The sequence below is a fragment of the Paenibacillus sp. GD4 genome, from assembly GCF_030846225.1.
GTDB classification, from domain to species: Bacteria; Bacillota; Bacilli; order Paenibacillales; family NBRC-103111; genus Paenibacillus_G; species Paenibacillus_G silviterrae.
The window spans coordinates 148,621-161,343 of record NZ_JAVCYK010000001.1; the positions used below are offsets into that span (position 1 = coordinate 148,621).

Genomic DNA, 12,723 nt, shown 5'->3' on the forward strand with positions numbered 1-12,723 from the left:
CAATGGACTAATGCATCATCCAGCCGCCGTCCACGTTGAGTGTTTGTCCCGAAATAAAGTCGCTGTCCCGGGACGCGAGAAATACGAACGCTCCTTCGACATCCGCTGCCGTTTCCCGTCTGGAGAAGCACTGCGCCTTAGCAAGAAACTCTCCGCTTTCGCGGATGGTCGCCTCGCTCACCTTCTCGTATTCCGTTTCCGTCAGCACGGCTCCCGGCGTAATGCAATTAACAGTAATGCTGTGTTCGCCTACCTCGCGCGCCAGCGCACGGGTGAAGCCGATGATCGCCCCTTTCGAGGTGACGTAATGAAGGAACTGCTTCTGGCCTGTGAAGAAGGTTACCGAAGACACGTTAATGATTTTGCCGTACCCCTGGCGTTTCATGTAGGGAAATACGGCTTTGGCGCACAGAAATTGAGAACGAACGTTCACGCCCATCAGAGCATCCCATTCCTCCGCCGTAATTTCGTACCAGGTCCTGCGCGGATCCATAGCGGCATTATTGACCAATATATCCACGGTACCGAAGCGGTCCGCTGCCGCCTTAACCATCGCCTCCACCTCGGCTTCCTTGGATACATCCGCTCCGAAGGCGAAGGCCGTTCCGCCGGATGCCGTAATCTCCTCTACTACTTGGTCTGCCAGCTCCGGATGGGAGCGGTAGTTGACAACAACATTGGCGCCTTCCTGCGCGTAACGCTTCGCTACCGCTGCGCCGATCGACCGTGAAGAGCCGGTAATAACAGCTGTTTTTCCTTGCAGCTTCATTCGTTGCTTCCCCCTGATCTGCAAGATCCGCCTTGAAGAGCGGGTCTTGCCAGTTTGGTATACTGTCCGAGAATCCCCGTGTGACGGAACGACGGCGGAGCCCATGCTGAGAGCCGATCGGAGATCACTCTTAACATCTCCCCCTTTGTGCGTTCTTCCCCGCGGATGCCAACGATATCAATCGAGCGGTTATGAATATCGATGCGGATGAGGTCACCGTCTTCTACAATGGCGATGGGCCCCCCTTCGATCGCCTCCGGTCCGAGATAGCCGACACAGGGTCCGCGGGTAGCGCCGGAAAACCTGCCGTCGGTAATGAGCGAGGTGGTGTGCGAAAGGACGGGGTCCGAGGCAATCAGCTCCGACATGAAGAACATTTCCGGCATGCCTACCGCCTTCGGCCCTTGATAACGGATGATCACGACGTCACCCGGTTGAATTCGCTTTTCCTTCAAAGCATCCACCGCCTCGCGCTCGCTATCGAACACCCGGGCCGGGCCTTGATGAAGCTGCATCGAATCCACCACGGCGAATTTCTTGATGGTTGCTCCCTCCGGTGCGAGGTTGCCGTGCAGCACCGCGAGCGAACCTTCGGTCTTCAGAGGCTTTTTCATGGAATAGATCAAGTCGCGACGGTTCAGCTTATAGTTGGCGAGGAACATTTCGGCGAAATTCCTCATTTCATTACGGCGGTACTGCTCCAAATTCTCGCGTAAGGTACTGCCCGTCACCGTCATGACATCCAGGTGAAGCAAGTCGCGCAGCTCCTCCATCACAGCCGGAACCCCGCCCGCGTACCAGAACAGCTCTGTCGGATAATGGCCTGCGGTCTTCGTATCGACCAGAACCGGAACGGTCCGGTGCAGCTCGTCGAAGCGGGAAGCCTCGAGTTCAATGCCTGCTTCCCGCGCAATGGCGATTAAGTGCATCACCGCGTTGAGCGAACCGCCGATGGCCGAGTGCACCATGATAGCGTTCTCGAACGCCTCGCGGGTGAGAATATCCGACGGGCGAATGTTCTGCTCCGCCAGCACCATGATCTGCTGCCCGGCTGCACGTGAGGCTCTTCGAATCTCCGCGTTGACTGCGGGGATGAGCGCCGTCCAAGGCAGCGCCAGTCCGAGCGCTTCCGCCATCACCTGCATGGTGGCGGCGGTGCCCATATACTGGCAGGCGCCGCAGGTCGGGCAGCAGGCGCGCTGGAAGGCAAGGAATTCTTCCTTGGTCATTCGGTTCTTCTCGACCTCCACGCTCATATGCCATAGCTCCTCGTTGCTTCGCAAGCAAGGACCTGCGCTCATCGCGCCGCCCGGTACGTGAATCGCCGGAATGTTGAGCCGGGCAATCGCCATCAGGTGAGCCGGTACAGCCTTATCTCCTGCGGAGCTAAGCACCATCGCGTCGAAGGGAGTGGCCAAGGCATGGATTTCCACCATATTCGCAATCATGTCCCTCGAAGGAAGAGAGTAATGCATGCCGCCGTGCGCTTGTGCTACACCGTCGCAAATATCCGTCGTGGTGTAAAGTGCGGGCTTACCGCCGCTTTGGAATACCCCCTTCTCGATCTCGGAAACGAGCTCCCCCAGATGATAGGAGCTCGGGTGGCTTGCGCCGTGAGTGCTTTCCACCAATACCTGCACCTTGTCGAGATCCTCCACCGTCCAATCCATTGACATGCGAAGTGCATCGCCCTCAAAGCTGATTTTGCGCACCTTCTGGCTGTTTCTCTCTACATTTCCGCTTGGAGCAGAGCCGTCCGCCTCCCGGTCATGACAAACCATCGATATCGTCCTCTCTTTGTGTGCTTTTGGTTCCGTACAGCGGATGTTCCTTCCAATCGGTTACTTCATCCAGCGGATAGAACGGACGCACCAGCTTCCGGAATGCCAAAGCCATCAGGTTGGCCTGGCTATAGCCCGGAGAATCGAGCATATAAATGTGCGGTGTTAGTTTACCGTATTCCGCACGGAACTGGTTGGCGGACTTGACCTGCACAAGCTCCGCCTCGGAGGGCTCAAGACCCATGCTCCGGTACATCGCAGGGTCTCCCGAGAAGGTGGCACGCTCTGTGATCAGCACGGAAATCCACCCGATGTCAAATACGACACAGCGTCCCATAAAGGCCTCCGTGTTTTTGGCGTAACCGTTCTTCAGATAAAAACGCCCGTCTCCGATTCGTCTCACAAGTCCACTCACCTCAATAGGCCTGAACAGCGGTTGGGGAAGGCTCTCATGCAAGGAGCCACCGAGCGAGAGTACCGTTTCCTGCCCTACGCCTGCGGTTATGGCTTTATGTACCGCCGGGGCGTCGACCAAGGTTACCAGACAACGGTGCGTCAGCTGAACCTGCTGCTCCAGCAGCTCCTTCAGCACCGCATTGCTGTCACCTAGAGAGCCGGCGCTGGGGCTGTCCGCCGAATCGGAGATGACAATGGGACCTTCATCACGTCGATGCTCTCTTAACTTACCTATCACTTGACGAACGGTAAACAGCTCGATTCCGAACGCTTCCCGCTTCTCCCAGAAGAGCCCGGCAAGCCGTTCTGCCTCCCGAACGGCCTCCTGCTCCTTCCCGGCATGGCCGACGACCACAACGGAGCTGCCCATTTCATCGATATCCAGCCACGGCTGTACGGGAAAGAGGGAAGTGACCAGTACATCTCCCTTCTCCTCTCCGGCTCTCGCCTCTTCCCACAGCTCAGCGAAGGGACCATGGGTCGATTGGCTGTTCTCTGCAGGCACGATCATCGGAAGCTTCACCAGCTTCACTACCGGCTGCACCTCCCCGCGGATGGCAGCAAACAGCAACGATGCCGCACGGCTGCCGGTCTCGGCGAAATCGATATGCGGATAGGTACGGAAGCCGATGAGGCCGTTCACCTGCCGAGCCATGCGCTCCGTCAGGTTTGCGTGCAGGTCCAGCGAAATGACGAGCGGCAGATCGGGACCTACACAATCCCTGATGACTGTAAGGAGCTCTCCTTCTGTGTCGTCACAGTCCTCGGCAACCATAGCTCCGTGCAGGGCGAAATAGACCCCATCGAAGCCTCCCTCCCGTTGAAGGGCAGCCTGGAGCAGTGTTCGTAGTTTTATTTTCAATTCACGGAAGGACTCTGCTGCGAGCATCCCTGAGGATACTGCGTTCGCCGATAACACGGGGACAACAGCAACCCCCTCTTCCTCCGCCTTGCGCATAAAGCCCCACAGCTCGTTCTGCGTCTGTATCGAACGAACCTCTTCCCCCGTGACCCAATGATGCTGATAAAAGTCCTGCAGACTGCTTCGAGATGGACTGAACGTATTGCTCTCTTGAATTAAGCTTCCTATCAGTACCCTCATTTCGTCACCTTCCGCTACGCCTGAACCGGCGTCCATTCCAGCAGCGTTACACTATAAGACGGCAGAAACCATTCGAAGGCCGCTCCGTCCACCAAACGCTCCTCCCGCAGATCCAACCGGTGATGATCGTCGACCGTATAGATACGAACCAAATATGGTCCCGGTGCTCCCGTCAATTCTATGCTGTGGAGACGGGCACTGCCGCCGTAGCTTGTAATAAGCGCGGCTCCCCCGCCGGCTTCGTTGAGTCCGGCAACACAGGTGACATGAGAAGCCTTCTCTCCAACGGCAGCCGTTACTCTAGCTGGATGCTGTGTCATTCGCTGAAAGGCCTTGAATGAATAATACGTTTTCTGCGGAACACCGTGATAATCGAAGAGTCCGCAGAATAATGCGGTCGGCTGACCGTCGTAATAATTGGCCGCATCCACGGGGCAATCCTGAAGCAGCGTCAGCACGGTCGATACGAAAGCCGCACCGTGGGCGTTCTTCTGCCGGTCGAAGTTGCTTTTGCGTACGTACTCGTTGCCCCGATGCCATATCTTCGTAAAATCGGTTTCCAGATAGTTCCATTCATTCAGGTGACTTTCCGTCTCCATGTACCCATGCCGGTCCAGCTCGGCCCGCACGTGATAGGCATGCTCTACGATCTTGCGCGGATCGCCGGTGTAGGTGTGCCAAGTGAAGAAATCGATGGGCAGGCTGCGTTCCCGGCAATAAGCCAAAAACTCCGTGAGAAACGGCAACGTCGGTCTAGCGGCGGCGTAACCTCCTACCTTCAATGCAGGATTATAAGCTTTAATCGCCGTGACCGTGGCTTCATAAAGCCGGTATAGCTGAAGCGGGGTCCCCGACCACATCCGTTCCCCCAGGTCCGGCTCATTCCACACCTCCCAATAATCAATGCCGTATTGGTAGCCGTCAGCCCAGCCCTCGTTGTAATGGCGGATGATATTGACGCAGATCTCAGCCCATTTTTGATAATCCTCAGGAGGATGCACGTAGTACTTTTTTTTCGTGTGTTCTATGCTTTCGCCAAGACGGTAAACGATCTTCGCCCCTGTGTCCAGAATCGTCTTCAGGTACTCGTCCGTACGGGAGAAATCATAGTTCTCGGGGTCGGAAGGATCTTTGCTGAAGTCCGGAAATATCGTATGAATATCGACCTCCCAGGCATGCGGCCAGTTGGGATCATGGATGCGCACTAAGGGAATTTCCGCTTCTTGATAATAGTGGGATACGTCAATCAGCGATCCGTAACAAACCGGACCGTTGTTCACTCCATGCAGCGCCTTCAATGTACCTGCGGGTTGATCGAGCTGAATTTGAATGTCTCGCATGCTTCAATAGCCTCCCGATTCATAAGTTTACTGCTGCCGAATGCTGTGATGATCGCGGTACTCCTGAGGAGTCATGCCGAATTCCTTTTTGAACACTTTGATAAAATACGGCGTATTCAAATAACCTACGGCAGTGGTTACCTCGTATATTTTCGAATCGCTGCGCTTTAAAAGGTGAACGGCTTTCTCCATCCGAACCCGGTGCAAGTACTCCTTGATGCCCTCGCCGGTTTCCAGCTTAAACACCTTGGATAAGTAGACAGGATGAAGGTTCACTTGATCGGCAAGAACATGGAGCGATACATCCTCTGACAAATGCTCATGGATGTAAGCCTTAACCTGCTCGATCACCATCGCTCGGGAGCTGTGCAACTCCTCCGAATTCTCAATAGACAGCTTCCGGCATAGGTCTATCGCCCATTCCATCATCCGGTCGACGGAAAGCAGGGTGCCAAGCTCCGGGACGGATTCGGTTACTCCTATCCGTTCGAGCAGCCGGCTAAGGGTTTCACCGTTGGCGTGTGCATACCGATAGCAGGCCGATACGAGGGTATGGTACCATTCGGCCAGCAATTCGGGCGAATCATCCCAGTTCTCTTCGAGCTCCGCTGCAATGTTCTCGATCTTGCGAACGGCCTCCTCCCACATGCCCGCTTCGAACAAATGGCTGAGCGTCGGCGCTTCGTGAAGCGTTTTCAATGCAGCCACCTTTTGGCCGGAATCCGGATCGTTTACCGTCATAAGCAGGCCAACGTCTTTGCCGATTCTACGCCTCATCGTCTTGACAGCAGACTGATAACCGGCCTGCACAGCATCCGGGTAGCTTACCGGATTTCCGATCACAACGGATATGTCACCCTTAAGATACCTCATCACATGATGCTGCAGCTGGCTGCACATACGCGGAAGCAGCTGGAGTTCTTCCTCCGATTCCGCATTCTCCTTCCCTTTCAGCGCAAGGACCAGGTATTCATGACGGTCCCGGCAGGTCCACAGCTCCAAGTAAGGCCCCATCAATTCTTCGGCCATATTAAGCACGGAAAATTCCATGAGCATTCGGTCTCTTTGGTTGTAGCGTGAGAAGCGCCCTTCGAGCCGGATCAATACCAAGCTTATCAAGTCCTCCGGCATAAACGGAATCCCAAGCAAGGCAAGGTGATCCTCCGCCTCCAGTCGTCCTTCCTCCACCAGCTTGCTCAGTACCTCCGATTTCAGTGCAGGCTGATGCTCTCTGAGGATCTCTGCCGCGAGCTGGAAGGAAGCGGCCTCCGCTACTTCCGCCTCCAGCTGCTGTATGATTCTGCGGATCGATTCGATCAGCTGGCTGTCACTCACGGGCTTAAGTAAATAATCGGCCGCTCCGAGCTGCAAGGCGCGTTTGGCGTAATCGAACTCGGCATAACCGGTTAACAGAATGAACTGCGTGCTGCGCGTAAATTTGGCGCTCTGCTCCATCAGTTGGATACCGTCCATACCAGGCATACGAATATCCGTGATGACGATATCGACGACATGATTCTTAATCAGCTCCAAGGCTTCCCGGCCGGAATAGGCGCACATGACCTCGGCGACACCAAGCTCCTGCCATGGGAGCGTATGCGCTATCGTATCGACTACCGACGGCTCATCATCCACAATCAACAGCTGATACATGCTCATCCCCCCTCCCCGTCCGAAGAACAATGGTTGATGTTATGCCACCCTCAGGATTACCGAAAAAGAACAGACCGGTCCCTTCACCGAACATCAGCTTCACCCGCTGATTCACATTCCATAGGCCAAAGCCGAAGCGTCCTTCCTCTTCGCTTTCTTTGCGGTCCATGGCCAGCTGCATCGCTGCCAGCTTCTCAGGAGCCATGCCGATTCCGTTATCCGTAACGATGAGACGGCAATCCCCGTTATCGCGGAGCTCTCCTACAATCTTGACCATTCCCCTGCCCTCCTTAGGCTCGATGCCATGAAGAATGGCATTTTCAACGAGCGGCTGGAGCATAAGACGGGGGACCACAATACCCCTCATCGCTTCCGGTACTTGAATGTCGTAAGCAATGCGCTGCATTCGCAGATTTTGAATCTCCAGGTAGTTGGTAATCAGAGACAGCTCTTCCTCCAAGGTGGCCGACTGGTTGCCGAGCCGTGTCGTATATCGGAAGTAATCGCCAAGATTCAGCGACATGGCCTCAATGGAGTCCACATCCCCCATACGTGCCATATTTTTAATAAAGAACAGGCAGTTATACAGAAAATGCGGATTGATCTGCGACTGCAGCTGCTTCAGCACCGCTTCCTTGGATCGCAGCTTCTCGGCGACCACCTTCTCCAGCAAATCTTGAATTTGCGCTGTCATTTCATTGAACCGAGTTATGAGGAAGGAGAATTCCGTCCCGCCGGTAAGCTCTATCCTAGAGGAATAATCCCCCTTCCTGATCCGCTGCACATGACGAACGAGCGCCCGTATGGGTACCTGAACGTTGCGGTATAACACATACGATGCGATCACACTGAGCAGCAGCAGCAGCAGCGTCGAGCCGTAGAACAAATTGCGCGTCTTCGTTACAGGCGTCAGAATGTCCTCCAAGGGAACGGAGTCTACCAGGTACCAGCCCAGATTATTCAGCTTTAGATAGCTGACCAGAGACTTACGGCCGTTCATCTCCACGGTAAAATGAAGCCTGGACTGTTCCAGGGTCTGCGAATGGAGATAGTTGATTAAGTCGGCTGAGCCGGCCTGATTCACCGTTCGGTTAGCGAGCACCCCGTGCTTCGGATGATACAGGAACGGATCGCCCTGTCCGTCCGCCTTATATTGATCGAGCATATCCTTCAAGTACGAGGGCGAAAAGGATGTTTTGACAATCAGCTTCGCCGCCTCCGGATGCTCGAATGCCGTAATAGGATGAACGGCAAACCAAACGAACTGAGGGTTCACCGTTTTCCCGTTATCGACGGTCGCGTAGCTCCAGCCTCTGGCAATATCGTTAATGAGCAGCTGCTCCTTCAGATCCACCGAGGCGCTGGAGGTTGAGATGATATCCTTCGTGAGCCTGGAATACACGGTGATGTCCGTCAGCCATCCGCTGATGCCGGACTGCAGGGTAATATTATCGAGAATCATGCGCAGCAGTCTTTCCCGGTCGTAGTACGACTCGGATTGGTGTCGGTATTCCAGCTCCCGGATCGCGGCATCATTGGACATGGCAATGGAATTCATCGAAAGCTGGTCGATTTTCTGCTCCATTTGCTGGTGAAGAAACCGAAGCTTGTTCAGGTTGTTTTTTTTCATTTCGTCCTCAACGACATGAACGGCCGTTTGATTGGAAATGGCAAACAGGAGCACCACGGGGATCAATATGCTTAAAATCATGACTACCGCTTTGGTGAATATCGTTACCTTTCGATCCATTGCCGGTTCACCGTTCCCCTCATATGTTGACATTGTTTTACTAATGCCTTTCTCTATGAGGCGGTCAATTCCTTCTTTGCCATGGGGTTACTTTTTGCTTACGCTCTTATACCAGTCGTTGACTTCCTTGGTAATGGCGTCGCCCCCTTGGGATTTCCAGGTCTGGATGAATTTATCGTAGGCTTCTACGGGTTCATCACCGAACACGATCTTACTGAACGTTTCCATCTCCAGCTTATTTAAGAAGTCTCCCTTATCCGTCATCGTTGCCGTAGCCCCGCCGGTATAAGCGTTCATGACGCGGTTCGCCCGCTGGTTCCAAACGTTGCTGGAAGATTGCAGCTCGATAGGCGGCGCCAGTTGGGACCAGTAACGCTCGTATGGCGTTGTCGGCTTATTGCCGCTCTTTGCCAAATTAACTAAGGCGGTAATGTTCTGGGACGGAATTCGCGGACCTTGCGTCATTAGCAGGCTGTAGAAAAATACGCGTACGCCGCCGCCTGGAATTTTGGTCAGGTCCGTGGTAACCTTACCGTCCACCACATCCCAGTCGTAGCCCTTTGCCCAGCCGTTCTCAAACTCGCTGCCTGCCTTCGGATCGGCCAAATTGTCAAAAAGGAAATTGCCGTAGGTGAAGAAGGCTTCCGGGTTTTTCATTTCTTTATTGATAAAAATGGCACCTGCATACGGATGGGTTGCAAAATGCATGCCCTTGCCGCTGGAACCGACCGGCAGTGTATAGGTGGCCAGCTCTGCCGTAGGGTTGTTCTTCGTCAAGTCGCCCATCGGCCATGCTTCGGACCAATAGGGACCTGTGAAGCTGCCCGCCCGGCCTGCCGAGACGAAAGAGCCTGCTTTGGCCTCATCCCACACGGGGGCTTCCTTCGGTATATAGCCCTTGGCTACCCAGCTCTTGAGCTTCGCAAGAGCTTCCTTCACGCCCGGCTGCACAGAGCCGTAGGCGAGGGTGCCGTCCGGCTGCTTCTGCCAGATCCCGGGGATCGCGCCGTACGCTCCGAAGAGCCAGCTGACACCGAAGTGATTGGCGAATGCCTTCTTAAAGCCTACAGACAAGCCGAAGGTGTTCTTCTGCCCGTCCCCGTCCGGGTCCTGATTCGTGAAGGCGTCCAGTATTTTTTCGTACTCATCGATGGTTTTGGGCTGGGTCAGATTCAGCTTCTTCATCCAATCCCCGCGAACCCACATTACCGGATCATTGTTGTAATCGTAGTCCAAGGCCGGGATGCCATACCGTTTGCCTTCTCTCGAGTATTCGAACCAGACGGTAGGATCCTCGGCCATCGCCTTCTTCCATGTCTCCCCCGCATACTTGTCGAAAAGTGCGCCCGCATCCTGGAACCGTCCCGATTCGATGAGAAGGCGGGCCATCTCGCCGCTGGCATGGACGATATCCGGCATGGGCTCATTGGCGGATAAAGCCAGCTTCAGCTTGGTATCGTAGGCGTTATTCGTATTCACGACCGACCATAAGCTCTTGATTTCGATTCCCAGCTTCTCCTTCGCCCACCGGGTGTGCACGTTATCGTCGATGCTCTCCCCGTTCTTGAAGGTGGCTGGGCCCGGTACTCCCCTCACCGTAGTAATGGTAACGGGCGGATCAAATTTGCCGTTTACCTGCTTGAGCGGAGCCGTTTCCGGCTTATCGCTTGCCGTACTGCCGCCTCCGCTGCCGGACGAGCAGCCGATGGCCGAGCCGGCCAAGACCGTGCTAAGTAAGGTCAACATGATTTTCTTTGTAGTTAGAAGCAACGTGCGTTCCCCCTTAACCTTTCGAATTTGTCTTCCTAATGAAATCATAAAGGACTACCGCTTTGCGTGGAAATAACACATTATAAAGACGAGATGTTCTTTTTTTAACATGGCGGCATTTCTTTCACAATGCCTTTACAAAACAATATCAGGTGTTAAGAAAACGGTATATAGCTGTCCTAGGGGCTATGCTAGAATGTGGTTACAAGCGCTAATACGTCCCTAAAGAGGTGAAAGAATGAACATGACAACACATCCGGAGGCGACGCCACGTCCGGCCGGCGGGCCGCCGCTGCTCCGCAGATTTTACAAAACCTGGGCCTTTCATCTTATGCTGCTGCCTGGTGTAATCCTTGCCTTTTTGTTCCATTACCTTCCTATGTTCGGTGTGATAATCGCCTTTCAGGATTACAAGCCTTATTTGGGCATTACCGGCTCCGAATGGGTGGGACTCAAGCATTTCACCGCCATTTTCGAGCGAATCGATAGTCTTCAGGTGATTTGGAACACGCTGCTTATTGCGTCCTTAAAGATAGTTTTTATGATCGTTGTTCCCGTCGTATTTGCCCTATTGTTAAACGAAGTACGCAAAATGGCATTCAAACGCGTCGTACAAACGCTGGTTTACCTCCCCCATTTCCTCTCCTGGGTTATTCTAGGGGCTATCTTGACGGACCTGCTGTCCCCTGAAGGAGGGCTGGTCAACCGGGTTCTCCAGAGCTGGTTCGGGCTTCCGCCGATCTTTTTTCTAGGGGATGGGAACTGGTTCCGGTTTACCGTCGTGACCAGTGAGATCTGGAAGGAGTTCGGCTTTAGCACGATTATTTATCTGGCGGCACTGGCAGGCATCAATCCCGATCTGTACGAAGCTGCTGAGGTGGATGGCGCTTCACGATGGCAGCAGACCTTCCATATTACCATTCCAAGTCTCATCCCTATTATGACAGTCTGTGCTACTTTATCGCTGAGCAGTATCCTTAGCGCCGGCTTCGATCAAATTTATAACCTGTATAACCCGTTGGTTTATGACAAAGGCGACATTATCGATACGTACGTATACCGTGTCGGGATTCTCAGCCAAAAGCTCAGCTTCGCTACCGCCATTGGTTTATTCAAATCTATCGTCAGCTGTATCTTGATTCTTTCGGTGTACCGGATTGCGCTGAAGACAGCCAATTACCGAATCTTCTAAGGGGGGGTAAGCTTGTATCATAAAACGCTGCCATATCGGATTTTTACATGGTTCAATTATATTTTCCTGGCCGTAATTGCTTTTCTTTGCATACTTCCCCTCATTCACACGTTAGCGGTTTCTCTCAGCGGCCGTGCGCCTGCCAATGCCAATCTCGTAGGCCTGCTTCCGATCGACTTCACCTTGGACGCCTACAGGAAAACACTAAGCAACCAAAACTTTCTCCATTCTCTATGGGTATCCGTGCAGCGAACGGTGGTCGGAACCGTCATCACCATGATCGTCACCTTTCTCACCGCGTATCCTTTATCCAAGGACTCCTCGGTGCTGCGGAGCCGTACGGGCTACTCTTGGTTTTTCGTCGTTACGTTGTTGTTCGGCGGAGGCTTGGTGCCGACGTATATCGTCATTCAGAAGCTGGGCCTGATGAACTCCTTGTGGGCGCTCATACTGCCCGGTGCCATCGATGTGTGGCTGATCGTGCTGCTGCTCAATTTCTTCCGCAACATTCCGCTAGCCTTGGAGGAGGCGGCTCTGATCGACGGGGCCGGGCAGTTTAAGATCCTTACGCTCATCTATCTGCCGATGTCTCTGCCGGCCGTTGCCACATTGTCCCTCTTCAAGATGGTTGGACATTGGAACGCCTGGTTTGACGGACTCATTTACTTGAAGAGCATCGAGGACTATCCCCTGGCCACGTTCCTTCAAACCATTCTGATCCAGATCGATTCCACTCAGCTCTCGACCCTTGGCCGGGAGATGGAGAACATCTCCAACAATACAGTGAAGGCAGCACAGATTTTCATCGGAGCTTTGCCGATCCTCCTGGTGTATCCGTTCCTGCAGAAGTACTTTGTGAAGGGCATGGTAGTAGGGTCGGTTAAGGAATAGCATATACGACACAAACGCA

General features: G+C 53.9%; 9 protein-coding genes. 2 read left to right on the forward strand and 7 right to left on the reverse strand.

Annotation, left to right across the window (positions count from 1 at the left end; genetic code table 11):
* Positions 1 to 7: 7 nt before the first annotated feature.
* The 7 genes from RAC89_RS00635 to RAC89_RS00665 all read right to left on the reverse strand — a co-directional run bounded on the left by RAC89_RS00635 (position 8) and on the right by RAC89_RS00665 (position 10,597).
* Positions 8 to 769, reverse strand: coding sequence for an SDR family NAD(P)-dependent oxidoreductase (locus RAC89_RS00635; RefSeq protein WP_306611123.1), 762 nt, complete (start codon positions 767 to 769; stop codon positions 8 to 10).
* Positions 766 to 2,550, reverse strand: coding sequence for a dihydroxy-acid dehydratase (ilvD, locus tag RAC89_RS00640; RefSeq protein WP_306611124.1), 1,785 nt, complete (start codon positions 2,548 to 2,550; stop codon positions 766 to 768). Before ilvD ends, RAC89_RS00635 begins: the two co-directional genes overlap by 4 nt.
* Positions 2,537 to 4,144, reverse strand: coding sequence for a M81 family metallopeptidase (locus tag RAC89_RS00645; RefSeq protein ID WP_306611125.1), 1,608 nt, complete (start codon positions 4,142 to 4,144; stop codon positions 2,537 to 2,539). Before RAC89_RS00645 ends, ilvD begins: the two co-directional genes overlap by 14 nt.
* Positions 4,123 to 5,448 carry a GH39 family glycosyl hydrolase gene (locus RAC89_RS00650; RefSeq protein WP_306611126.1) on the reverse strand — a complete coding sequence of 442 codons (1,326 nt, stop codon included), beginning with the start codon at positions 5,446 to 5,448 and terminating at the stop codon, positions 4,123 to 4,125. The genes RAC89_RS00645 and RAC89_RS00650 overlap by 22 nt, the downstream gene beginning before the upstream one ends.
* A 27-nt stretch (positions 5,449 to 5,475) precedes the next feature.
* Positions 5,476 to 7,101: a response regulator gene (locus RAC89_RS00655; protein WP_306611128.1), complete on the reverse strand. Its 1,626-nt coding sequence runs from the start codon at positions 7,099 to 7,101 to the stop codon at positions 5,476 to 5,478.
* Positions 7,076 to 8,851, reverse strand: coding sequence for a sensor histidine kinase (locus RAC89_RS00660; RefSeq protein ID WP_306611130.1), 1,776 nt, complete (start codon positions 8,849 to 8,851; stop codon positions 7,076 to 7,078). Before RAC89_RS00660 ends, RAC89_RS00655 begins: the two co-directional genes overlap by 26 nt.
* Before the next feature lie 87 nt (positions 8,852 to 8,938).
* Positions 8,939 to 10,597 (reverse strand): extracellular solute-binding protein, encoded by a 1,659-nt coding sequence (locus RAC89_RS00665; protein ID WP_306611131.1) that lies wholly within the window; start codon positions 10,595 to 10,597, stop codon positions 8,939 to 8,941.
* Positions 10,598 to 10,859: 262 nt separating this feature from the next.
* On the opposite strand from RAC89_RS00665, the gene RAC89_RS00670 reads away from it, so the two are divergent.
* Together RAC89_RS00670 and RAC89_RS00675 are read left to right on the forward strand one after the other, a co-directional pair.
* On the forward strand, positions 10,860 to 11,813 hold the full coding sequence (locus RAC89_RS00670; RefSeq protein WP_373429887.1) for an ABC transporter permease: 954 nt from the start codon (positions 10,860 to 10,862) through the stop codon (positions 11,811 to 11,813).
* A 12-nt stretch (positions 11,814 to 11,825) separates the two neighbouring features.
* Complete coding sequence (locus RAC89_RS00675) at positions 11,826 to 12,704, forward strand: carbohydrate ABC transporter permease (protein ID WP_306611133.1); 879 nt, start codon at positions 11,826 to 11,828, stop codon at positions 12,702 to 12,704.
* Positions 12,705 to 12,723 lie beyond the last annotated feature (19 nt).